This is a genomic window from Brevibacillus reuszeri (genome assembly GCF_001187725.1).
GTDB classification, from domain to species: Bacteria; Bacillota; Bacilli; order Brevibacillales; family Brevibacillaceae; genus Brevibacillus; species Brevibacillus reuszeri.
In genome coordinates, this window is record NZ_LGIQ01000005.1 from 1,100,632 (window position 1) to 1,123,389 (window position 22,758).

21 protein-coding genes and 1 other annotated feature are annotated in these 22,758 nt (G+C 48.6%); of the genes, 17 read left to right on the forward strand and 4 right to left on the reverse strand.

The window, feature by feature from the left end; genetic code table 11:
• Nucleotides 1–9 precede the first annotated feature (9 nt).
• From ADS79_RS08900 to leuS, 7 genes are all read left to right on the forward strand, one after another.
• Nucleotides 10–861: a shikimate dehydrogenase gene (locus tag ADS79_RS08900; RefSeq protein WP_049738037.1), complete on the forward strand. Its 852-nt coding sequence runs from the start codon at nucleotides 10–12 to the stop codon at nucleotides 859–861.
• Nucleotides 862–898: 37 nt separating this feature from the next.
• The gene (yhbY, locus tag ADS79_RS08905; protein ID WP_049738038.1) at nucleotides 899–1,189 is read left to right on the forward strand and encodes a ribosome assembly RNA-binding protein YhbY; all 291 of its coding nucleotides are present in this window, start codon (nucleotides 899–901) and stop codon (nucleotides 1,187–1,189) included.
• 16 nt (nucleotides 1,190–1,205) lie between these two features.
• The gene (locus ADS79_RS08910; RefSeq protein WP_049738039.1) at nucleotides 1,206–1,802 is read left to right on the forward strand and encodes a nicotinate-nucleotide adenylyltransferase; all 597 of its coding nucleotides are present in this window, start codon (nucleotides 1,206–1,208) and stop codon (nucleotides 1,800–1,802) included.
• On the forward strand, nucleotides 1,786–2,382 hold the full coding sequence (gene yqeK, locus ADS79_RS08915) for a bis(5'-nucleosyl)-tetraphosphatase (symmetrical) YqeK (protein WP_084765723.1): 597 nt from the start codon (nucleotides 1,786–1,788) through the stop codon (nucleotides 2,380–2,382). Before ADS79_RS08910 ends, yqeK begins: the two co-directional genes overlap by 17 nt.
• Entirely contained in the window at nucleotides 2,375–2,731 is a 357-nt protein-coding gene (gene rsfS, locus ADS79_RS08920; RefSeq protein WP_049738040.1) for a ribosome silencing factor, read from the forward strand. Before yqeK ends, rsfS begins: the two co-directional genes overlap by 8 nt.
• Nucleotides 2,732–2,737: 6 nt before the next feature.
• Nucleotides 2,738–3,487, forward strand: coding sequence for a class I SAM-dependent DNA methyltransferase (locus ADS79_RS08925; RefSeq protein WP_049738041.1), 750 nt, complete (start codon nucleotides 2,738–2,740; stop codon nucleotides 3,485–3,487).
• A 39-nt stretch (nucleotides 3,488–3,526) separates the two neighbouring features.
• Nucleotides 3,527–3,761, forward strand: a binding site (T-box leader).
• A gap of 74 nt (nucleotides 3,762–3,835) precedes the next feature.
• Nucleotides 3,836–6,253: a leucine--tRNA ligase gene (gene leuS / locus ADS79_RS08930; protein ID WP_049738042.1), complete on the forward strand. Its 2,418-nt coding sequence runs from the start codon at nucleotides 3,836–3,838 to the stop codon at nucleotides 6,251–6,253.
• Between the two features lie 118 nt (nucleotides 6,254–6,371).
• Here the strand turns inward: leuS and comER are convergent, their stop codons facing one another.
• From comER to asnB, 3 genes are all read right to left on the reverse strand, one after another.
• The gene (gene comER, locus ADS79_RS08935; protein ID WP_049738043.1) at nucleotides 6,372–7,211 is read right to left on the reverse strand and encodes a late competence protein ComER; all 840 of its coding nucleotides are present in this window, start codon (nucleotides 7,209–7,211) and stop codon (nucleotides 6,372–6,374) included.
• Nucleotides 7,212–7,286: 75 nt separating this feature from the next.
• On the reverse strand, nucleotides 7,287–7,997 hold the full coding sequence (locus ADS79_RS08940) for a helix-hairpin-helix domain-containing protein (protein ID WP_049738044.1): 711 nt from the start codon (nucleotides 7,995–7,997) through the stop codon (nucleotides 7,287–7,289).
• A 119-nt stretch (nucleotides 7,998–8,116) separates the two neighbouring features.
• Nucleotides 8,117–10,042, reverse strand: coding sequence for an asparagine synthase (glutamine-hydrolyzing) (gene asnB / locus ADS79_RS08945; RefSeq protein ID WP_049738045.1), 1,926 nt, complete (start codon nucleotides 10,040–10,042; stop codon nucleotides 8,117–8,119).
• A 225-nt stretch (nucleotides 10,043–10,267) separates the two neighbouring features.
• Here asnB and ADS79_RS08950 point away from each other — a divergent pair, with 225 nt between their 5' ends.
• From ADS79_RS08950 to holA, 4 genes are all read left to right on the forward strand, one after another.
• Nucleotides 10,268–12,640, forward strand: coding sequence for a DNA internalization-related competence protein ComEC/Rec2 (locus ADS79_RS08950; RefSeq protein ID WP_049738187.1), 2,373 nt, complete (start codon nucleotides 10,268–10,270; stop codon nucleotides 12,638–12,640).
• A gap of 55 nt (nucleotides 12,641–12,695) precedes the next feature.
• A complete protein-coding gene (locus tag ADS79_RS08955) occupies nucleotides 12,696–13,241 on the forward strand; it encodes an RNA polymerase sigma factor (protein ID WP_049738046.1) in 546 nt (181 codons plus the stop codon).
• Nucleotides 13,241–14,092, forward strand: coding sequence for an anti-sigma factor (locus ADS79_RS08960; RefSeq protein WP_049738047.1), 852 nt, complete (start codon nucleotides 13,241–13,243; stop codon nucleotides 14,090–14,092). Before ADS79_RS08955 ends, ADS79_RS08960 begins: the two co-directional genes overlap by 1 nt.
• Before the next feature lie 269 nt (nucleotides 14,093–14,361).
• Nucleotides 14,362–15,402 carry a DNA polymerase III subunit delta gene (gene holA, locus ADS79_RS08965; protein WP_049738048.1) on the forward strand — a complete coding sequence of 347 codons (1,041 nt, stop codon included), beginning with the start codon at nucleotides 14,362–14,364 and terminating at the stop codon, nucleotides 15,400–15,402.
• Nucleotides 15,403–15,453: 51 nt separating this feature from the next.
• Here the strand turns inward: holA and rpsT are convergent, their stop codons facing one another.
• Nucleotides 15,454–15,729, reverse strand: a complete 276-nt coding sequence (gene rpsT, locus ADS79_RS08970) for a 30S ribosomal protein S20 (RefSeq protein WP_049738049.1) — start codon at nucleotides 15,727–15,729, stop codon at nucleotides 15,454–15,456.
• A 156-nt stretch (nucleotides 15,730–15,885) separates the two neighbouring features.
• On the opposite strand from rpsT, the gene gpr reads away from it, so the two are divergent.
• The 6 genes from gpr (at nucleotide 15,886) to ADS79_RS09000 (ending at nucleotide 22,682) form a co-directional block, all read left to right on the forward strand.
• Nucleotides 15,886–16,986, forward strand: coding sequence for a GPR endopeptidase (gene gpr / locus ADS79_RS08975; RefSeq protein ID WP_049738050.1), 1,101 nt, complete (start codon nucleotides 15,886–15,888; stop codon nucleotides 16,984–16,986).
• 154 nt (nucleotides 16,987–17,140) lie between these two features.
• Nucleotides 17,141–18,316, forward strand: coding sequence for a stage II sporulation protein P (gene spoIIP / locus ADS79_RS08980; protein ID WP_049738051.1), 1,176 nt, complete (start codon nucleotides 17,141–17,143; stop codon nucleotides 18,314–18,316).
• Between the two features lie 5 nt (nucleotides 18,317–18,321).
• On the forward strand, nucleotides 18,322–18,630 hold the full coding sequence (locus tag ADS79_RS08985; protein ID WP_049738052.1) for a DUF3679 domain-containing protein: 309 nt from the start codon (nucleotides 18,322–18,324) through the stop codon (nucleotides 18,628–18,630).
• A 313-nt stretch (nucleotides 18,631–18,943) separates the two neighbouring features.
• Nucleotides 18,944–19,912 carry an ABC transporter ATP-binding protein gene (locus ADS79_RS08990; protein WP_049738053.1) on the forward strand — a complete coding sequence of 323 codons (969 nt, stop codon included), beginning with the start codon at nucleotides 18,944–18,946 and terminating at the stop codon, nucleotides 19,910–19,912.
• An 18-nt stretch (nucleotides 19,913–19,930) separates the two neighbouring features.
• Nucleotides 19,931–20,902, forward strand: a complete 972-nt coding sequence (locus ADS79_RS08995; RefSeq protein ID WP_049738054.1) for an ABC transporter ATP-binding protein — start codon at nucleotides 19,931–19,933, stop codon at nucleotides 20,900–20,902.
• A 112-nt stretch (nucleotides 20,903–21,014) separates the two neighbouring features.
• On the forward strand, nucleotides 21,015–22,682 hold the full coding sequence (locus ADS79_RS09000) for an ABC transporter substrate-binding protein (RefSeq protein WP_049738055.1): 1,668 nt from the start codon (nucleotides 21,015–21,017) through the stop codon (nucleotides 22,680–22,682).
• Nucleotides 22,683–22,758 lie beyond the last annotated feature (76 nt).

The window sequence follows — 22,758 nt, forward strand, 5'->3', positions numbered from 1 at the left end:
GATATCTTCATGATTACAAGCAAAACACAACTGGTTGGTTTGTTTGGACATCCGGTTTCTCATTCGCAGTCGCCGATGATGCATAATGCGGCTTTTGCTGAGATGGGCTTGGGGTTCGCCTATGTTGCGTTTGATGTTGAGCCTGCCAATCTGGAAGACGCTGTTGCCGGCATTCGTGCCCTTGGGCTGAAAGGGATTAATGTAACGATCCCGCACAAGGTAGCTATTATGCCGATGCTGGACGAAATTGATCCACTTGCCAAACGAATTGGGGCTGTCAATACAGTCGTCATCAACGAAGGGCGATTGATCGGTTACAATACGGATGGAATGGGGTACGTCCGCTCGCTTGTAGAGGAGACAGGAATTGTTCTGGATCAACAAACCGTAACGATGGTCGGAGCGGGTGGAGCTGCCAGAGCAGTTGCGTTTACTCTAGCTGAAAAAGGTGTGAAAGAAATTCGAATCATCAACCGCTCAAGGGAAAGAGCTGCGGTTCTGGCAGAGCATGTAGGCACAATTGTCCCTACCAAAATCGTAGAGCAGGGGGAAGGGAAAGACGCGATTGCTGATTCTTCGCTCCTCATCAATACGACCTCTATCGGGATGCTCCCCCATGTACAGGAAACGCCTGTACCGACTGAGTGGCTGCATAACCAATTAACAGTAAGCGATCTCATCTACAATCCGTTAGAAACGCGCCTGCTTAGCGAAGCACGTGCGATTGGAGCCACTGTTCATTCCGGCGTAGGCATGTTCGTGAATCAAGGGGCATTGGCCTTCGAGCTGTGGACAGGTCAACTGGCTCCGACTGAGATCATGCGTGAGATCGTCTTGCAACAACTACAGAAAACAACCTGATCGATAACGATTGCAGGATAAAGAAGGAGGCATGCCGATGTTAACCGGCAAGCAAAAACGATTTTTACGTGCAGAAGCTCATCATCTCACCCCTATTTTCCAAGTAGGAAAAGGTGGAGTAAATGAAAACATGATTACCCAGATCAAAGAAGCGCTGGAAGTGCGCGAGCTGATCAAGGTATCCATCCTGCAAAACAACAGTGACGATAAACACGAAGTGGCAGAAGACCTGGCGGCAGGTGCTGGAGCGGAACTGGTGCAACTGATTGGACATACGGTTGTACTGTACAAAGAGTCCCGGGAGCACAAGACGATCAAGTTGCCGTAGATGGCAGGCGATCGCCATGGACGAACAACAAAAGCATATTGGCATCATGGGCGGTACATTTGATCCGATACACTGCGGTCATTTGCTGGCAGCTGAACAGGCGAGGGAACAGGCAGGACTGGACGAGGTGTGGTTTATGCCAACGCATATTCCCCCTCATAAAAAAAGAAACAGCCTTACCCTGGCAAAGCATCGCCTGCAAATGGTAGAGCTGGCTGTAGCTGATCACGAATCTTTTTTCGTGACGGATATAGAGCTTAGGCGTGAAGGCCCCTCATACACTTACGACACGATCGTTGATCTTGTTTCGCAGTATCCAAATTACCGATTCTCCTTTATTATTGGGGGAGACATGGTGCAGATTCTTTCCGAATGGTACCAGTACAAAGAACTGATTCGTATGATACACTTTATTGGTCTGGCTCGGCCGGGAGCTGAGCTGGACAAAGGCAATAACGATGAAGTCGTGACATTTGTCGAGATGCCGGTGTGGGATATTTCTTCTACACTCATCCGGAATAAAGCAGCTGCCGGCAAGAGTATTCGTTATCTTGTGCCCGATGCAGTCGAACGCTATATAAAGGAGAACCGATTCTATGAACATGTGGAGTAATCGGGAGGCTCTGCTCGAAAAGATACGGGCGCAAATGCACGACAAGCGTTACCAGCATACGCTCGGAGTAGCTGCGTCGGCAAAGCAGCTTGCAGAGCGATTTGGGGCAGATCCTGAAAAAGCAGAGCTGGCTGGATTCTTGCACGACTACTGCAAATGCTGGCCTGTTGAAAAAATGCTTGAGATTCTGGTTCGCCATGACATGCCTACTGAGCTTTTGGAAGGAGAAAAGGAGCTGTGGCACGCATTTGCCGCGGCGATCGTCATCCAAACGGAGCTGGGCGTCACCGACACGGAGATTTTGCAAGCCGTGCGCTACCATACGACGGGCCGGGCAGGTATGTCGATGTTAGAAAAAGTGGTTTGTGTGGCAGACTATATAGAACCGAACCGTAACTATCCAGGTGTGGAAGAAATTCGCACGCTGGCACAGCATGATTTGGATGCTGCCCTCGCCCATGCTTTGGGAGGGACGATCCGCTTCTTGATAGAAAAGCAGAAGACGGTTTTTCCGTTGACGCTGATTGCATACAACGATTTGGTATCCCAAAAAGGGAGAGCAGGAGGGTTTAATGGTTAATACAGTAGATGATTTGGCACGTTTGGTAGTGACGGCTGCAGCAGATAAAAAGGCAGAAAACTTCAAGGTTCTGGATATCAAGAAACTGTCCGTTATTGCAGACTACTTCATGATTTGCCACGGTAACAACGAACGTCAGGTGCAGGCGATCGTCAGAGAAATTCGGGATCAGGCACACAAAAATGGTTTTACGGTACGCGGCATCGAGGGTGCGGACGAAGGACGCTGGGTTCTCGTTGACCTCGGCGATATCGTAATCCATGTCTTCCACCGTGAAGATCGTGAATTTTATAATTTGGAGCGTCTGTGGAAGGATGCAGAGGAAGTTTCCTTCGCAGAGCAAGGGTAAATACAGATGGCGTATGCACATATGGCAGCTGTGTACGACAGGCTGATGGCGGACACTCCCTATGACCAATGGTTGGACTGGGTAGAGCGCATGTGGGCAAAGGGAGAGAAGCCGCAGCATGTCATAGATCTTGGCTGTGGTACGGGCACGATTGCCATCCCGCTTGCCAAGCGTGGATATCGTGTTACGGGAGTCGATTTGTCGGCGGAAATGCTGGCAATCGCATACGACAAGATGAGGCAAGCGCAGGCCGATGTTTCCTGGGTGGAGCAGGACATGCGCGAGCTGGAATTGCCTGTGGCAGACGCAGTCATCTCGCTATGTGATTCACTCAGCTATTTGACCGAGGAAGCTGATGTTCAGGAGACCTTTCAGCGTGTTTTTGCTCATCTGGCGCCCGGAGGAAGCTTTCTGTTTGACGTACACAGTCCTTATAAAATGCTGCATATTTTTGGCGACGAGACGTTCACACACGTGGAGGATGAAGTTTCGTACATTTGGCAATGTTTTTGCGACCCGCTCCGTTTGGAGGTAGAGCATCAGCTGACTTTCTTCCTTTTGCAGCCAAATGGCTTGTACGAGCGAATGGAGGAAGAGCACTGGCAGCGTGCCTACCAGCCGATTCAATTGATGCGCTGGCTCACGGAAGCAGGGTTCACGGATATTGTGATCACTGCTGATTACACGGATTTGCCTCCACAGGAATCAAGCGAACGCCTATTTTTTTCAGCACGCAAACCGAAAGATTTGACATGATTGGTTCTCATTTACTATAATCGTGTTATAACAGCAAATTTCGACGCGTCTATGAGGAATAGTAGGAAACGACTTCGTGAATCTAGAGAGTTGACGGCTGGTGCAAGTCAACCCGGAGCATTCTGAACTCACCTCCCAGCACTCACCCTGAATGCCTTCTGGCTGTGTAAGGGAGAGCGACTCATCCATGATACGGATGTAACAAGTGGGTGAATGTTTGACATTCGCCAATCTGGGTGGTACCGCGGGATAAACACAACCTCTCGTCCCTTTTTCGTTGAACGACAAGGGACGTGGGGTTTTTTTATTTTTTCACCTTTTACCTAGTGAAGATGGGAGTGCTCTACCATGGTTTTTAGTCATCGCAATATTGAAAAGAAGTGGCAGCAATACTGGGAGCAAAACAAAACATTCAAAACGTCTGAGGACGAAGGCAAAAAGAAATTTTATGCACTTGACATGTTCCCGTATCCATCTGGTGCAGGACTGCACGTAGGTCACCCGGAAGGCTACACGGCTACCGATATTTTGTCTCGCATGAAGCGGATGCAAGGATACAATGTTTTGCACCCAATGGGCTGGGACGCTTTCGGTTTGCCAGCAGAGCAGTACGCGCTGGATACAGGGAATGACCCTGCGGAATTTACGGAGCACAACATCAACAACTTCCGTCGCCAAATTAAGGCACTGGGCTTTTCTTATGACTGGGACAGAGAAATGAATACGACTGACCCGCACTACTACAAATGGACACAATGGATTTTCACCAAGCTGTATGAGCATGGCTTGGCTTACGTTGACGAGGTAGCTGTTAACTGGTGCCCGGCGCTAGGAACTGTACTGGCAAACGAAGAAGTCATCGATGGCAAAAGTGAGCGCGGAGGACATCCGGTTGAGCGTCGTCCAATGCGACAATGGGTACTGAAAATTACCGCCTACGCGGAAAGATTGCTGTCTGATCTGGAAGAGCTCGACTGGCCAGAGAGCATCAAGGAAATGCAGCGCAACTGGATCGGCCGTTCGGAAGGGGCAGAAGTGACTTTTGCCATTGACGGACATGACCAATCCTTTACCGTCTTCACCACACGTCCTGATACCTTGTATGGAGCAACGTATGCTGTATTGGCGCCAGAGCACAAGCTGGTTGACGTCATTACTGTACCTGCACAAAGAGAAGCAGTCGATGCCTATCTGGAGCAAGCAAAACGCAAGAGTGATTTGGAACGCACTGATCTGGCAAAAGAAAAAACGGGGGTATTTACAGGAGCCTATGCCATTAACCCAGTGAATGGCGAACGCCTGCCAATCTGGATCGCCGATTACGTACTCATCAGCTATGGAACAGGCTCGATCATGGCGGTTCCAGCACACGATGAGCGCGACTATGAGTTTGCCAAGACCTTTGATCTGCCAATCAAGCAAGTCATCGCAGGTGGCGACATCTCCAAGGAAGCGTACGCAGGTGATGGAGAGCATATCAACTCCGGCATTTTGGATGGCCTGAACAAAGAACAAGCGATCAGTAAAATGATCGAATGGCTGGAGTCAGAGGGCAAAGGCAATCGCAAGGTAACGTACCGTCTGCGTGACTGGTTGTTCAGTCGTCAACGCTACTGGGGTGAGCCGATTCCAATTCTGCATCTGGAGGATGGCACGATGAAGGTCGTTCCAGAATCCGAACTGCCGATCATCCTGCCAAAAACAAAAGAAATCAAGCCGTCCGGTACAGGTGAGTCACCGCTTGCTAATATCACTGACTGGGTTAACACCGTTGATTCGGAAACTGGCATGAAAGCACGTCGTGAAACGAACACCATGCCACAATGGGCGGGTAGCTGCTGGTACTTCCTGCGCTTTATTGATCCGCATAACGATAAAGCCATGGCGGATCCGGAAAAGCTGAAGGAATGGCTGCCGATCGATATTTACATCGGTGGAGCCGAGCATGCGGTTCTTCACTTGCTCTACTCCCGTTTCTGGCACAAATTCTTGTACGATATCGGCGTAGTTCCAACCAAAGAACCATTCCAAAAGCTGTTTAACCAAGGGATGATCCTGGGCGAGAACAATGAGAAAATGAGTAAATCCAAAGGGAATGTCGTAAACCCTGACGATATCGTGAACAGCCACGGTGCGGATACGCTTCGTATGTACGAAATGTTCATGGGACCTTTGGATGCTTCCATCGCTTGGTCCACAAAAGGTCTGGATGGATCACGCCGCTTTATAGATCGTGTATACCGCTTGTTCGTTAACGAAAGCGGAGAGCCAAGCGACAAAATCGTGGACACCGCCAAAGCTACCAGCATGGAACGCGTGTACCACCAAACTGTGAAAAAAGTAACAGAAGACTACGAAGGTCTGCGCTTCAACACGGGTATTTCCCAGCTGATGGTCTTCATCAACGAAGCGTACAAAGCTGACGTACTGCCGAAGAAATACATGGAAGACTTCGTGAAAATGCTCTCTCCAATCACACCGCATATCGCCGAAGAGCTGTGGGAGAAGCTCGGTCATAGCGAAACGATCGCGTACGAAGCATGGCCGACCTATGACGAATCCAAGCTGGTTGATGACGAGGTAGAAATCGTCCTCCAGATAAATGGAAAAAACAAAGAAAAGCTGCTCATCGCAGCTGATGCAACCAAAGAACAAATGGAAGAGCTAGCTTTGGCAAACGAGGTCATCAAAGAATTGATCGAGGGCAAGACCATTGTCAAAAAGATCGCGGTACCTGGCAAGCTGGTTAACATCGTTATTCGTTAAGAGAATAAAAGACAGTGAGAAAAGAAGTGGAGCCTGTATCTAACGGGTCTCCACTTCTTTTTATGCAATCGAAAAAGGGCTCAACGCGGATAGGCATCCCGAGTTTGTAATGATGACCTTACGTAGGTTTTTGGGTCTTCATCCAGGACCGCTCAAGCATATCCTGATCCTCAGCAAATTTGGCATGAGTCCGCCGAAACACCTCGGAGAACAGACCAGGAATGCCATTTTGCAACGGTATCAATCCTTCGCCGGTTACACCACCTGGGACGCAAACACGCTTTTGCAGGGAAGGAAGGGTAAAGGCCTCTTTTCGCAGTAGCTCTGCCATGCCGATAAACATTTGTGTCGTCAAATAAGTAGCGGCATCTTCAGAGATACCCGTTTCTGAAACCGCATCATGAATCATCTGCTGGAGGATATAGCTGAGAAAAGCAGGACCGCAGCTGACGAGATCAGAGGTGATCCGCAGGAATGGTTCCGTTACCTCGATTGGTGTGCTGATATGCGAAAATAAAGCACGGATGAATTGCCGCTGCTCCCCCTGGATTCGCGTCCCAAACTCGCACAGGCACACGCCACCTTGAGCGGCATTAGTAATGCTGGGAACGACGCGGGCAACTCTGCTTGGAACCGATGCTTCCAACTGTTCCAGCTTGATTGGGCTCGTGATCGTAATCAGTAGATGCTCAGCAGTTAAAGCAGGAGCAATTTGCTCTAGCATCACACGATATTCCATTGGCTTGACGCATAGCAGCAAGATTTTGGCGGTCTGAGCCAACTCCAGATTATTTTTGGCAACAACAAGACCGGGATGCCGATGAGCCAGCAGCTCCGCTTTGGCGGGAGTACGATTGCTAATAATGATGTGGCCGGGGGACAGGGCTTTGGCGGACAGCAGCGACTCAATCAAAATGCTGCCCATACTGCCCGTGCCGATAAACCCAATTTTATCCATGGGCATACCTCCCTCCAATATTCTTACCCCATTCTATGAGGAGGGAGAGAGGAACATGACCAAAGAAGTTCGCGTCTAACGAATACGGATACGGTCCTTGATACGCTCAAACATTTTGTCACCGATTCCTTCGATTTCTTTTAACTCATCAACTGTGCGGAACCCGCCTTTATCCGAGCGATACTGAAGAATGGCTCTAGCGCGTGCTTGGCCGATGCCGGGGAGCGTAGTGAGCTCTTCTGCGGATGCGGTGTTCACATTGATGCTGGATTCTATGCCACCCTGATTGGTTGACGAACCTGGGCTGACTCCCGAAGCAAGGGGAGAGATGGCCTGTTGTCCTGGAACCGTAGTCGCAATAGTCCCCTTAGTGGGGACGACAATAGCGCTGCCATCGGAGAGAGGCTGTGCGAGATTGATTTGCTCAAGGTCCGCCTCAGGCAATGTGCCGCCTGCTTTCGTAATGGCGTCTGCCACTCTCATTCCAGCATCAAATCGGTACATGCCGGGCTGTTTGACCTGTCCCTTCACATCGATATACAGTGGGGCAGCAGGAGGTTCTGTATTTTTCGTTATAGGAGCTTCTGCGGGTATGGCAGCCTCCTCTTTCCCAGCATTTTTTGTATTCGGCAACGGAGCTTTTGCAAAGGCTGGCGTTTCCAGCGGAAGCTCTGACCTCCCGTTTCCCCGGTCAGCCTGGTAGAGCCAGACGCTGCTGCCGACAAAGAGAATGGCACCTGCAAGTAATACATATCGGCGATAGTGTTCCCATAAATCCAACAGCATAGTAAAAAACCCTCCCTTACCTTGTACGCGAATCGTAATAGAGACGATGCGTTCTCTATCAACATGCTACGAAAAGTAAGAGAGGGCTTGCAAATTTTATTTTTGTTAGTCTACAAGACCTAGCCAATATGTTGCAGCGAATTTTTCTTGCGACGCACGTCTACATTTGGACTGACATACGGATCGAAGTTATAACGCTGCTCGATAAATATTTGATGCCACAGCATGAAGACCAAAATGGTCCAGATTTTACGGCTGTAATCGGCATTTCCTTCGCGGTGTTCATCAAGCATGTAGAGGACGTATGCCTTATTGATCAAATGATCGACCTTGGATTCAAAAATGATCTCTTTGGCCCATTTGTAGAACTCATTTTTCAACCAGTGACGAGTTGGAACCGGGAAGCCCAGTTTTTTACGCGTTTTGATTTCAGGCGGCAAAAAGTCTTTCATCGCTTCACGCAGCACATGCTTGGTAGTGCCATTGGCGATTTTGTACTTCGTTGGAATCGTAGCCGCAAACTCGAAAACCTTGGTATCAATGAAAGGAACGCGAAGCTCCAGTGAATTGGCCATGGTCATTTTGTCAGCCTTCATCAGGATATTTCCGCGCAGCCACGTGTGAATGTCCAGATACTGCATTTTTGTCACATCATCATACTGGGAAGCTCGTTTGTATATATCCTCCGTGATCGTAAAAGGAGAGACATAGGAGCTGGAGTGTGCAATATCTTCCATCACGACACGTTTTTTCATCTCTTCACTAAAGATCAGTGCATTTCCGAAAAAGCGTTCTTCAACGGTTTTGGAGCCACGAATTAGGAAGTTTTTTCCTTTAACCTGATCTGGGAGAAGCTGAGCCAGATTACCTATGGAGCTTCTCATCCATGATGGCATTCCCGAGAACATTTTCAAAGAGCTAGGCTCTCGGTAAATGTTGTAGCCCCCGAAAAATTCATCAGCACCTTCGCCAGAAAGGACCACTGTCACATGTTCACTTGCCATTTGGGCAACGAAATACAGCAGAATCGCTGAAGGGTCAGCGACGGGTTCATCCTGGTGCCAGATCAGGCGAGGCAGTTCATTCATATACTGCTGGGCATTGATGACACGCTCGTAGTGCTCAGAGCCTAAATATTCAGCGGTCCGTTTTGCGTAATCAAGCTCACTGTAACCGGGAATATCCGAACCTACTGAAAAGGTTTTGACAGGCTCAAACGTCCGCAGCATACCAACGATACTGCTCGAATCAACACCGCTGGAGAGGAATGCTCCGCGGGACACCTCGCTGATCCGGTGCTTCTCAACAGATTCCAAGAGCACACTACGAGTTCCCTCCACAAAATGGGAAAACGACTTGCTCTCGTCTGGCTTAAATTCTACGTCCCAGTAACGCTCCAGCTTGATCACATCGTTTTCGATGATAAAGGAATGGGCTGGAGGGATGCGATATATCCCACGGTACATGGTTTCAGGGTCTGGCACATACTGGAAAGTCAAGTAATGATAAAAGGCGTTTTCATTCACTTCTCTGGTCAAACCGGGAAGCTCTAAAAGGCTTTTGATTTCACTTGCCACCCCGATAGAGTCACCCGTTTCTACATAGTAGAGGGGCTTGATCCCGAAATGGTCACGGGCACCGAACATTCGCTTCTTGCGAGAGTCGTAAATCGTAAACCCGAACATGCCACGCAGATGCTTGGGCGCCTCTGTACCTACTTCCTCATAAAGATGAAGAATGGTTTCAATATCAGAATCGGTGTGAAAAACATGACCAATGTCCTTCAACCATTGCTGGAGCTCTTTGTAGTTGTAGATTTCTCCGTTACCGATAATCCAGATGTCTCGTGTTTCATTGAACAGCGGCTGGTGTCCGCCTTCCACGTCAATAATGCTTAAACGGCGAAAGCCCAGGGCGATGTTGTCTTCGAGATGAAAACCATCGTCATCTGGACCACGGTGCAGGATGACACCTGTCATCGCACTAATCGCTTCTTGCCCAACAGGCACTTGCCGTTTGTTGTAGAGTGATACGATTCCACACATATGAAATGACTCTTCCTCTCACTGGATTGCTCCTGCTAACTCTATCACGTATCGACAGTCAGCGCAATCTCTACTGAATGCCTATCCTTCCATCCCAAAACGTTGCTCCACCAACGAAAACGCTCACTTTCTCTCTTCTATTTTTGTCCGCAAGCTAAGAGATATACTCCCTGTTAATGAAGAAAGAGAACGCGACAAAATAGATTGGGGGAAATACACGTGACAATGCTTGGTGCCAGTATTTTGATGATGGCAGGCTATCTGCTTTCCGCCTATTTACATCCTGCCTGGCTTCTGGCTGCAGCTGGCCTGAGTGCGGCCCTCGCCGTAGTAATACCCCAAGCTTTGCGAAAACAATGCGTTTTTTATGCGCTTATTCTCATTCTAGCAGGTCTGTATTTTAATGGGTACGAGTTTCTCCATCGCTCTGAAATGAAGCAATTGGCAGAAACAGAGGAGACGATTCGGATCCGGGCAATGATAGCCTCTCCGGTTAAAAGAGATGGTGATGTAGCGCGATTTTTTGTGGATGTACAACAGATAGAGGACCGATATGGCGTTGAACAAAGGCTGCAACATACCGAGCGAATTGTCCTGCGTGTAAAGCTGGCGACGTTCGAGCAGGCAGGCTTAATCGAGAAGTGGAGGAGCGGTAGTGTGGTGACTGCAAAAATCAAGCTGTCACTCCCATCACCCGCCCGCAATCCTCATGCTTTCGATTATGCACAATACCTTTACTGGCAAGGCGTTCATGTGACAGGAGAAGCAGAGTTTAAAGGCATGGAGCATCAGACGCAAAATACGATTATGGCTCGATTTCAGGAGTGGCAAGGTGACGGAGCGAATCGGATCGAGCGGCTTTTTCCTGATCCTGAGGTAGCAGGATATATGAAATCGCTACTCCTTGGTCTGGGGCAGGAAGTGACTCCAGAGCTTTCTGACATGTACTCTTTTTTAGGGCTAAGCCATATACTCGCTATCTCAGGTCTCCATGTGACACTGGTCAGTAGCATGTTTATGTGGACACTGGAACGAACAGGAATCAGACGTAAAACAGCGTTAATCACTACGATCTGTATGTTGATTGGTTATGTGCTTCTTGTTGGAGCCAGTGCTTCAGCTGTGCGCTCAGGGATCATGGGAGGTGTGGGATTGGCTTGCCAAATCCTGGGGAAAAGGCTGGATGGCAGAGAGGTTTGGGCCGGTGCCTTGTTGGTCATGCTGCTATTTAATCCTTACCAGCTTTGGCATATCGGCTTTCAACTGTCTTTTGCAGTAACGCTCGGCCTTATTATTTATGTGCCTTTTAGCTTGCAAATGTGGAGTTGGGGACCAGTCTGGCTGCGTTCCCTGATCGCGGTTACTCTTGTGGCACAAGTGGTTTCATTCCCTTTTCTTATTTACCATTTCCATCAGTTCTCTCCTTTATCTTGGCTTGTTAATCTGCTTGTAACACCGCTCCTTTCCATTATTGTACTTCCTCTCGGCTATATTGCGATTATTTTGGGCATGGTCCATCCAGCATTAGCCATGTGGCCAGTAAAGCTGTCGAGCCTGATTTTAGACGGGGTTCATCAGCCCTTGTTCGGCTTGCAGAAGCTGGAAATTCCCTTCACTTATTGGCAGCATCCTCCGTGGTGGTTGTTATTTTTGTACACCATATTTTTGATTGTGATACCCTTTTTGTGGAAGAGGGGGTTTCATCGCAGGAGAGACACAATCCTGTATATAGCCATATTTTTTGCGCTATTGCTAGCGGCAAGGCAACCTTTTTCAGGTGAAAAGGAAGTGCGAATTACTTTCCTAGATGTCGGCCAGGGAGATTCCATCGTTGTCGAAATTGCTAATCAGAAGGTATACTTAATTGATGCTGGTGGGACGATTTCGTTCGCCGCACGTGAGCCATGGCGAGAAAAGAGGAACCCATTTGAAGTAGGAAAGGATGTCGTTCTTCCATTTTTGATGGCGCGTGGTATCGAGAAAATAGACAGAGTAGTAATGACCCATGGGGATATGGATCACATTGGAGGTCTTGCTGCACTGGTGCCGCGGTTTGCTATCGGAGAAGTAATTGTAAATGGTAGCACGCCTAAAGGGTATGAACAGGAGATTTTACAGCTTGTACGAGAAAAGCGTGTTCCGATCGTTACAGGCAGCCCAGGGCAAACATGGTCTGATGCTCCGGGAATCGAGTGGAAATGGCTTCATCCGGGACAAACATCGGCTTACACTGGTAACGATTCGTCAGTTGTGTTACAGTTGACAGCTTACGAGACAATCGTACTATTTACCGGAGATGTGGAACGTAATGGGGAGTTTAGGCTGGTGAAGGGTGGTTTGCCCCCTGTGGATGTGTTGAAGGTAGCGCATCATGGCAGTAAGACGTCTAGCACGGAGGCATTGCTTTCGGCGATTCAACCAAAAGCAGCTGTCATTTCGGCAGGAGCAAACAATCGCTACGGACATCCATCACCAGAAGTTTTGACACGCTTAAAAAATGCAGGCTCTAGCGTATACAGGACAGATCAGCAAGGAGCTGTTACGCTGATCATTACGACTTCAGGCATGAGCTGGAAGACGCAATTAACAGATACATAAATTATAATTGCAACCTTTTTATTGAGCGAACCGTCTGTAGGGGGGAGAGGAGCATATGCAGGAAGCAGACCTGATCAGGATGGCGCAATCAGGAGATCACGACGCATTAGTCGAACTGCTTCGATCCATCGAGACCTCCGTTTACCGCAGCGCTTATTATATTCTAGGGAACGAACAAGATGCGCTTGATGCAGCTCAGGAAGTGCTGATTCGTATCTATCGCAAATTGGACACGTATCAGGAAAAGGCGAAATTTTCCACGTGGGTCCAACGAATTGTGAGTAACGTCTGTATGGATAAATTTCGCGCGAAGAAGGAAACGGTCTCAATAGACGAGCATGAACTGATCATTCCTGATCGTAACAACGTAGAGGATGAGATTCTTCTCACTGGACTGTCGAATGACATCCAGGAAGCCATTGGAAGACTGCCCAAGCAGTATCGAATGGTAGTAATACTCCGTTATCTGGAGGATTTATCCTACCAGGAAATTGCGGAAGCTTTGGATTTGCCACTGAACACGGTCAAGTCGTATTTGTTTCGGGCGAGACAGCAGCTTCAGGAACTACTGTACGACTACCAGAAAGGGGGGATCGGTTGATGACCAATGATGAGATTTGGGAATGGATGCAGCGGGATCTGGATGGAGATCTGTCTTCGGGAGAGCAGCAAATGCTATACAGTCTCCTGCAAAAGGATCCTGATCTGCAGCTAAAGTACAACCGTTTGAAACATGTTTCAGAGCAGCTAGAAAAGCTACCCCCTGTCGTACCCTCATTCAGTATTGTAGATTCCATACTGCCTAGACTGGAATCTGCGGCATCAAAGCCTGCAGCCATGTCGAGTCAAAATGAGGAAATCTTGCCCACTCTGGAAGTAAAGCACAAGTCGTCTTCACCGGTTACATCGAAAAAATGGAAGCGGACAAAAGTCTGGCTTGCAAGCATTGGAAGCACAGCAGCAGCAGCCTGCTTGATGATTGGGTTGTTGTATACTGGCAGTGACGGGAAAAATCATGAAATCGTTGATTCGAACCAAGGCGCTGTAGTTGCCCCTCCGATCGAAGAGGAGGAGACTACTGGATTTATTGGACCACCTGCTCCGACTCCAAGCACTAATACATCCCAATCCATTAATGCGGAGGAAGAGAAGAAGCCTGCTAAGCAGCCGCCGGCCAAAAAGCATAGCACAAAACCGCCTGCAAATCCAGTTACGCAAAAACAACAACAGGATTCCAAGCCGATTGTGAATGCGACCGATAACAAGCCGAAAGCTCCTCCAACGCCTGTACGCCAAGAGGAAAAACCACCAGCATTCCCTATCGGGCTGAAAGATAACCCGGACCGCGAAGAGAAGACATCTGCTAACGAGAAGGACAACGACGGGGACAAGAGCAAAAGCAACAAAAACAAAAAACAGAAAAATGACGATGACGATGATGATAACGAATAAACCGCTACTTGCCACGTGACAAATGCGGCTTTTTCGAAAAGGACTGGCACCGAGCAGGAGCTTCATGCGTATTGTACAGTATCAAGCACCCCCTGCTTACCGTTTGGGGAGGAGGAATCCCGGGGCTTTTCCCTGAACGTTTACATAGAGGTGCCGTTGTATAGAGAAACCGCTGCTGATTATGGTAGCGGTTTTTTTCTTTTCAAACGCGCTTTGGAACATGTGCTATAATAACGCAGGTAAGGAAAGGGAAAGGGAGAGAGTAACTCATGCCACTACTGTCGGCCATTAGGGAAATACGTCAAAAACAATTTTCGCCGATCTATGTCCTCTACGGTCCGGAGAGCTTTCGTGCAGAAGAGTTCTTGGCATTGGCGAGAAGAGAAATGATCGCTCCCGAGTTTAGTGATCTTAACTTGAGTGTGTATGATTGCACAGAAACGGGGCTTGCCGATATTTTGCAGGATGCGGAGACATTGCCGTTTCTCGGAGAGCATCGGCTGGTTATTGCCAGACAAGCCTATTTTTTAACAGGGAGCAAGCCTACAGCAAAGGTGGAAAGCGATCCTGATGCCTTACTTACTTATCTGCAGAACCCGCCGGATTATACGACATTGATTTTACATACAGAGTCCGATAAGCTCGACGAACGAAAAAAACTCGTTAAGACGCTGCAGCAAACCGCAAAGGTCATTTCGTTCCCGCTTTTAAAAGATGCAGATCTGTATGGGTGGGTAGAACGTCAGGCAGACAAATACAAGGCAACGATTGATCGACAGCAGGCGATGAAGCTCGTGGAGCGTGTGGGTGGTGAGCTTCGTCTTCTTGATAAGGAAATAGAGAAAATGGCGTTATACGTGGGCGAGGGAGCGGCTATTACCGATGAGGTTATTGTGATGCTCGGAGCACGTACATTGGAGCAGGACGTATTCGCCTTGATCGAGCAAGTCGCGTCAGGACGACTAGATCGAGCACTGCGCATGATGTACGACAGCATGAAGACGGGAGAGGAGCCAATCAAGCTCTTGGCCCTACTGGCAAGACAATTTCGCATGCTGCTTCATGTCAAACAGCTCGCACCTCGCGGATATTCACAACAGCAGATGGCTGGCATGATCAAAATGCACCCGTATGCAGTGAAAAAGGCGATGGAGCAAGCGCGATTCTTTTCGGAGAATTCCTTGAAAAAACTGCTGGGTATGCTGGCGGAAGATGATTTTCGGATGAAGTCTGGGCAGGTGGACAAACGTCTTGCCTTAGAGCTTTTCATTACACACGCATATGCGGAGCGTCAGCATACTCCCGGTTAATGAAAAAACCCCATGAACATAAAGTTCGCGGGGTTTTTTGCGGTTGGTCTCTTACGCTACAGGAGCGCTCAGAACGTTAAGCTTTTTCATCAAACGAGACTTTTGACGGTTTGCTGCGTTTTTATGAATGAGACCTTTCGAAGCGGCCTTGTCCAGCTTTTTCACAGCCACCAGAAGAGTAGATTTCGCCAATGCTACATCGGAAGCGGCGACAGCTTTCTCAAAGCTTCTTACGGAAGTACGCAGATCAGACTTTTGAGAAGCACGTTGTGCGCGGCGCTTTTCGATTGTTTTGGTGCGTTTAATCGCAGATTTAATATTTGGCATGTGTGTCACCTCCTTAGACGACCATCGACATACAGTCATACAACAAAGTAATTCTAGCATGCACAAAGCCCATTTGCAAGAAAGGATTCGGAATAAAAATGGAGGATTCAAGCAAGATAGTAGCAGGAACAAAATGGAGAAGGGAGTCAAGGCAAAATGGAACATAACATTGATTTGTCGGGATATTCGATTCGTACTGATTTGGCAGTGGAAGCACATGAGCTCGCACAACAGCAAAATGAAAGCAGTATTCCGGGTATATGGCTCCAGGCTGACGATAGCGAAGCGGATATAAAAGTAACTCGCCTGCATGTACAAAACGAAGAAGCCGCCAAGCAAATCGGAAAAATGCCCGGTCACTATCTCACGATTGAAGTGCCCAAGCTGCGCGATAATGATACATCTATCGAAGAAAAGGTCGCTCAGCGCTTCTCGGTTGAATTTGCGAATTTCTTGCAGCAGCTCGGGATCACCGAAGATAAAAAAGCATTAGTGGTGGGACTAGGCAACTGGAATGTAACGCCTGATGCTCTCGGACCCATGGTTGTGGAAAATTTACTCGTTACGAGACATCTCTATAAGCTGGCACCTGAAACAGTAGGAGAAGGCTACCGTGATGTAAGTGCCCTATCGCCGGGAGTGCTTGGGATAACCGGAATAGAAACGAGTGAGATCGTCTTTGGCGTCGTGGAAAAAAGCAAGCCTGATTTCGTGATCTGTATTGATGCCCTCGCGTCACGTGCTCTACACCGTGTAAATACGACGATCCAGATTTCGGATACGGGTATCCACCCTGGCTCGGGAGTGGGCAACAAGCGCAAGGCCATCGATCAGTCTACGCTTGGAATTCCTGTCATTGCAATCGGTGTCCCGACAGTCGTTTTTGCTTCCACGATTGTGAATGATGCCATCACGTATTTGCTCGGTCATTTTGGCCAATCGATGGTAGAGAGCAAGCGGGCGTACAACAAGCTGTCCCTCAGTTCATTGCCTGAGCGCAAAGAACCATACTCAGAAGACGATCTACCGGATATGGAGTCGCGCAAGACGTTTATGGGATTAGTAGGATCTTTGCCAGAAGAAGAGAAGCGGCAACTGATTCACGAAGTCCTGCGCCCGCTTGGACAAGACCTGGTGGTTACGCCAAAGGAAGTAGACGACTTCATTGAAGGAGTGGCGAACGTGATCGCAACTGGCTTGAACCGCTCCCTGCACAGGGCTGTAGATGAAGGAAACAGCGCATCATATACCCACTAAAGGGTGTCCAAAGCAATCCGCTAGATTTGCGAGACAAAAAGCTAGAAAGGGGTTCTATCGTCTCTATGACGCTCATAGTCTAAAGCATAGACAAGCGTGAACGGCAAATTTCCTGTCATGCGAAGTCAATGGCTCAGCTAGAGGAGTGAGACAGATGGCGACCCTCATTCAACGCCAATTCGTTGTACTTTCATTTATAACGGCGGTTCTCTTTGTTTTAACCGGGGTACTTTCGCTTGGGAACAATCGCTTTATTGTTGCTTCCTCCACCATACAGCAGGCAGCTTCCCATGTTTCCAGTCTGGCGATACTGAATTGGATGGGACGAGAAATCCCCATATTGACAGACACCGTACAGGTTAATTCCGATCGACGGGCTAATAGCGTGTCAGGCTTTCTTTTTCAGCTCGCGACCAGCATTCAACCAGGAGATCTGCGGAGTTTGTTGGGAAGAGAGCTGCCTGGCATGGTAACGACCGAAGATGCCCGGTATGTCGTAGCTGGTAAAGGCGCCACGCTTGCTGATTTTTACGTAGAGTACCCACCGCATCCAAGGCAGGTCATCGACGCTTCCCAGTCCATACCCACACAGCCTACGGACACTGCAGAGCCTGATCCACACGAAGAAAAACCGGCACCGATCGCCAAGCCAAATACTGAAGGCAAGAAAATCGTCTTTGTGTATAACTCTCACAATCGAGAATCCTGGTACAGCGAAACCAAAGCGGTAGGAAGTGCTGTTGACCACCCGACCCAAAATATATCGCTAGTAAGCAAGCGTTTGGCTGAAGCGTTGAACGAAAGTGGCATCGGAGCAGACGTGAGCACAGAGGACATTTATCAGCAGCTCTTGAACAACAACTTGAATTACGCCCTTTCCTACGCACAATCTCTCAAGGTTTTGAAGGCAGCAACAGAAAAAAACAGAGAGCTGCACTATTTCTTTGATCTCCATCGCGACACAGCACCGAGAGATCGGACCACTGTGACAATCAAGGGCAAAACCTATGCCCGAGTCATGTTTGTGATCGGAAAAATGAACAAGAACCATGAGAAAAACGAAGCCTTTGCGACCGAGCTGCATCAGTTGATGGAGAAAATGTATCCAGAACTCTCACGCGGCGTTATGGAAAAAGGAGCAAAAACTGGTCACGCCGAGTATAACCAGTCCATCTCACCGGGAAGCCTGTTAATGGAAGTAGGTGGAACGGAAAATACCTTGCAGGAAAGCTTGAATACAGCAGAAGCTCTGGCAGATGTCTTCGCTGCGTATTATTTACAAGCTGAGAAAGTAGGAAAACCGGTGGCTGAAGAGCCGGCGAAGAGGTGACGGGTATGAGTGTAACAGTAAGGCTGACGGGGCTCTTGGTAGTGCTTCTCATCGGTGTAGTGCTCGGCTTGCAGACAGCGGAGCGGGGAATATCCAAGGTAAGCGGGATACCCGAAGAAAAGGCGCAGGCATTCTATATAAAAAAAGTAGAGCAGGGGCAAATGGAGATTGCGGTCATGGGCAAGCAGGTGCAAACGGCTGACCCGAATAAGATGGTGAACTACGTCAGTCGGATGGGCTTGACTCTTGGTGGCACTGTCAAGAGTGGAGCCAAGACATTTGTCGATTGGATTGGCGGATTTTTTGAACCGTAGAGATAGTTTACCTGCAAAAAGATGGGATGTAAAAAGCCTCAGTGACAAAAGACCCGTTGCGACGGGTTTTTTTCATGCATTCCAATCTCGATCCAGATATTGTAAAATACTAGGCGGCATAGGCTTGGCCTGAGCTTACAACTGTTGAAAAGGAGTTTTTCCTATGCAAAGCGTTAATGTAAGCAAGGATAAATATTGTCAGTGAAAATATAATTATCTGAATTTATTGTGTTGCCAAAAAATTGAATTAATGTAATAATATCTACTGATAGATCTTTTTCTACTTCATATTTCGGTGTGAGAGGTGAGCCACGTGTCACATCCTGTCCTTCAAATTGAAAACCTGCAGACACACTTTTTTACGGACCGCGGCCAAATCCCAGCCGTTGACGGTGTTTCGATCACGGTAAACAAAGGGGAAGTAGTTGGTATAGTAGGGGAATCCGGCTGTGGAAAAAGTGTTACCTCCCTCTCTGTAATGAAATTGGTGCCCAATCCTCCTGGAAAAATTGTCGGAGGCGCAATCAAGTTCAAAGGAGAAGACCTCGTATCCGTGGATGAAAAACGGATGAGGGCCATACGCGGCAATGAAATCGCCATGATTTTTCAGGAACCGATGACATCGCTTAATCCGGTGTTTACGATAGGCGATCAAATCGGTGAAGCGGTCCGATTACATACGAAAGCTAGCAAGAAGGAAGCGAAGCAACGAGCCGTTGAGATGCTAAAAAAAGTAGGGATTCCCAGAGCGGAGGCAATCGTGGATGAATACCCTCATCAGCTCTCGGGCGGGATGCGTCAGCGTGTCATGATTGCGATGGCGATGGCCTGTAACCCAGAGCTGTTGATCGCGGACGAGCCCACAACAGCACTCGATGTAACCATTCAAGCGCAAATTCTTGACCTGATGCGTCAGCTCAACCATGAAGCGCATACCGCCATTTTATTGATTACGCACGATCTTGGTGTCGTAGCAGAGATGTGTGACCGTGTCGTAGTTATGTATGCGGGCAACGTGATTGAGGAAGGTAATGTTCGGAGTATTTTGAAAAATCCGAAACATCCGTATACAATCGGCCTGCTTCATTCGCTACCCAGGCTGGAAGAGTCACAGGAACGCCTGTATTCCATCCCAGGAAATGTACCGATTCCGGGCTCGCTTTCTGTCGGTTGTCGATTTGCGCCCAGGTGTGAACAGGTAACAGACAAGTGCCGCCAGGAGATGCCTGAGCTGACGGTCGTTGGGGAGAATCATCGTTCCCGATGCTGGCTGGGCGAATAACCCGAGAGGAGCATGCAGGTGACTGAAGAACTTCTTGTTGTAAAAAACTTAAAAAAATACTATCCCATCACAGGCGGTGTTCTTGGAGGGGAGGTAGGTCTGGTTAAGGCCGTCGACGATGTGTCGTTTACCGTGAAGCGTGGAGAAACGTTGGGGCTGGTCGGTGAGAGTGGATGCGGAAAGTCCACGACAGGGCGCTCCTTGCTGCGATTGATCGAGCCCACTGAAGGCGAGGTTACCTTCGATGGAGTAAACGTCATGTCGCTCTCCGCAGATGAGATGCGCAAAATGCGTCGCGACATGCAAATCGTTTTCCAAGATCCGTTTGCTTCTCTAAATCCTCGTCACAATGTTGAGAAAATTCTGGAAGAACCATTGATCGTTCATCATATCGGAACGGCTGCCGAGCGTAAAAAACGGGTACAGGAAATGCTGGAGGTCGTTGGGTTGAGCAGCTATCACGCCAGACGATATCCACACCAGTTCAGCGGAGGTCAAAGGCAGCGGGTTGGGATCGCACGTGCGCTTATGCTGAATCCGAAGCTGATCGTCGCGGATGAACCAGTTTCCGCACTCGATGTGTCTATCCAGTCCCAGGTGTTGAACCTGATGCAGGATTTGCAGAGGGAATTAGGTCTCACTTATTTATTCATCGCTCATGATTTGAGCGTAGTACGACACATCAGCGATCGAGTCGGTGTGATGTACCTGGGTAGAATCGTTGAGCTTAGCACGAGCAGTCAGTTATATAGTAATCCGCTTCATCCATATACACAAGCGCTACTGTCAGCAGTACCTACTCCAGACCCTGATGCCGTCAGGGAACGAGTAATCCTCCAGGGTGATGTTCCAAGTCCTGCAAAACCTCCAAGTGGATGTACCTTCCATACGCGTTGTCCGCATGTGACCGATGAGTGCCGCAATGTTCGTCCAGCTTTCCAAGATGTAGGTGACGGCCATTTTGTTGCCTGCCATTTATACAAGGCATAGACAGCCAAGCATGCCGAGCGATCTGGAAGCGCTTTAAAGGGGGGATGCGCGGGAGATTCTACTCTATCTACCATATGGTACTAGCTGTCATTTTAGAAGAGGGGGTTATTTCATGAGGAAGAGAGTACTCTCCGGAGCCATGACCAGTCTGTTAGCATTGTCCATGCTGCTTGCTGGTTGCGGCGGAGCTCAAACAACAACACAGGCGCCGGCAGAACAACCAAAGACAGAAGCGCCGGCAACTACGCCAGCACCAGAACCGGCTAAAGCTGGACCGAAGCAGTTGATCATTGGTCGTGGCGGCGATACGGTTGGTCTGGACCCAATCGCACAGACAGACGGCGAATCCTTCAAGGTAACAGAAAACGTATTTGATACGCTGGTCGGTTACGCAGAAGAGACGACTGAAGTCGTACCATCCCTTGCAGAAAAATGGGAGATCGCTCCGGATGGTTTGACGTATACGTTCCATTTGCGCAGCGGTATCAAATTCCACGATGGAACTGATTTCAATGCGGAAGCCGTTAAATGGAACTTCGAGCGTTGGAGCGACAAGAACCATCCGCAACACAACAAGGAAGGCTTTGAGTACTACAACGACATGTTCGGTGGCTACAAGGGCGACGAGACCCATGTCATCAAATCTGTTGAGGCTGTGGACGCACAGACTGTGAAATTTACGTTGAACCGTCCGTTGGCACCATTTATCCAAAACCTCGGCATGTCCTGCTTCGCGATTGCTTCTCCAAAAGCAGTACAAGAAGCGGGTCCTGAGAAATTCAATGAAAAGCCTGTCGGTACTGGCCCATTCAAATTCGTAGAGTGGAAGCGTAACGACACGATCACATTGGAAAAGAACCCGGATTACTGGAATGCTGGCTTCCCGAAACTGGATAAGCTCGTATTCAAAGTGATTCCTGAGAACACGGCACGTTTGACTGCTCTGACTTCCGGAGAGATCGACATGATGGATGGTCTGAATCCAGACGATGCACAAACGGTCAAAGACAATAAAGATCTTCAACTCATTCTGCGTCCTTCCATGAACCTTGGCTTCGTTGGCTTCAACGTTGAGAAAAAGCCACTCGACAATCCAAAAGTTCGTGAAGCGCTAGCCTACGCAATCAACAAGCCAGCAATCATCGAAGCATTCTTCGCAGGTTTGGGTCAACCAGCAGTTAACCCAATGCCACCTTCCATTTGGGGACATAACAACGAAATCAAGGATCGTGAGTTCAGCATTGACAAAGCGAAGCAATTGCTGAGTGAAGCAGGCTTCCCGAACGGCTTCAAGATCAAGTTCTGGGCAATGCCAGTGGCTCGCCCATACATGCCAGATGGTGTGAAAATTGCGGAAGCGATTCAGCAAGACTTGAAAAAAATTGGCGTAGAAGCCGAGATCGTAACGATGGAATGGGCTACGTACCTCGAAAAAACCAAAAAAGGCGAGCAAGAAATGTTCATGCTCGGCTGGACTGGTGACAACGGAGACCCGGATAACTTCCTCGCAACCTTGCTTGACAAAAATAACATTGGCGGTAACAACCGTACACGTTGGGCAAATGAAGACGCGCACAAGCTGTTGATGGCTGCTCAGTCTGCAACCACAAAAGAAGAGCGTGAAAAGCTGTACTACCAGGTTCAAGAAATCATCTTCAAGGATGTGCCAATGGTACCACTGGCTCACTCCACACCAGCTCTGGCTGCAAAAGCAAACATCATCAACTACAAGCCACATCCAAAAGGATCGGAAAGCCTGGAAAAAGTGGATTTCCAATAAGAAGTTTGATGTAGCGAATCAGGTTTGGAGGGTAAGAGGAGAAATTCCCTCTTCTTACCCTTCTTTCATTCACCCA

Bases quoted from the DNA above. Each gene is read 5' to 3' on its own strand.
- ADS79_RS08900 (WP_049738037.1), top strand. From the start codon at position 10: ATGATTACAAGCAAAACACAACTGGTTGGTTTGTTTGGACATCCGGTT.
- yhbY (WP_049738038.1), top strand. From the start codon at position 899: ATGTTAACCGGCAAGCAAAAACGATTTTTACGTGCAGAAGCTCATCAT.
- ADS79_RS08910 (WP_049738039.1), top strand. From the start codon at position 1,206: ATGGACGAACAACAAAAGCATATTGGCATCATGGGCGGTACATTTGAT.
- yqeK (WP_084765723.1), top strand. From the start codon at position 1,786: ATGAACATGTGGAGTAATCGGGAGGCTCTGCTCGAAAAGATACGGGCG.
- rsfS (WP_049738040.1), top strand. From the start codon at position 2,375: ATGGTTAATACAGTAGATGATTTGGCACGTTTGGTAGTGACGGCTGCA.
- ADS79_RS08925 (WP_049738041.1), top strand. From the start codon at position 2,738: ATGGCGTATGCACATATGGCAGCTGTGTACGACAGGCTGATGGCGGAC.
- leuS (WP_049738042.1), top strand. From the start codon at position 3,836: ATGGTTTTTAGTCATCGCAATATTGAAAAGAAGTGGCAGCAATACTGG.
- comER (WP_049738043.1), bottom strand. From the start codon at position 7,211: ATGGATAAAATTGGGTTTATCGGCACGGGCAGTATGGGCAGCATTTTG.
- ADS79_RS08940 (WP_049738044.1), bottom strand. From the start codon at position 7,997: ATGCTGTTGGATTTATGGGAACACTATCGCCGATATGTATTACTTGCA.
- asnB (WP_049738045.1), bottom strand. From the start codon at position 10,042: ATGTGTGGAATCGTATCACTCTACAACAAACGGCAAGTGCCTGTTGGG.
- ADS79_RS08950 (WP_049738187.1), top strand. From the start codon at position 10,268: ATGCTTGGTGCCAGTATTTTGATGATGGCAGGCTATCTGCTTTCCGCC.
- ADS79_RS08955 (WP_049738046.1), top strand. From the start codon at position 12,696: ATGCAGGAAGCAGACCTGATCAGGATGGCGCAATCAGGAGATCACGAC.
- ADS79_RS08960 (WP_049738047.1), top strand. From the start codon at position 13,241: ATGACCAATGATGAGATTTGGGAATGGATGCAGCGGGATCTGGATGGA.
- holA (WP_049738048.1), top strand. From the start codon at position 14,362: ATGCCACTACTGTCGGCCATTAGGGAAATACGTCAAAAACAATTTTCG.
- rpsT (WP_049738049.1), bottom strand. From the start codon at position 15,729: ATGCCAAATATTAAATCTGCGATTAAACGCACCAAAACAATCGAAAAG.
- gpr (WP_049738050.1), top strand. From the start codon at position 15,886: ATGGAACATAACATTGATTTGTCGGGATATTCGATTCGTACTGATTTG.
- spoIIP (WP_049738051.1), top strand. From the start codon at position 17,141: ATGGCGACCCTCATTCAACGCCAATTCGTTGTACTTTCATTTATAACG.
- ADS79_RS08985 (WP_049738052.1), top strand. From the start codon at position 18,322: ATGAGTGTAACAGTAAGGCTGACGGGGCTCTTGGTAGTGCTTCTCATC.
- ADS79_RS09000 (WP_049738055.1), top strand. From the start codon at position 21,015: ATGAGGAAGAGAGTACTCTCCGGAGCCATGACCAGTCTGTTAGCATTG.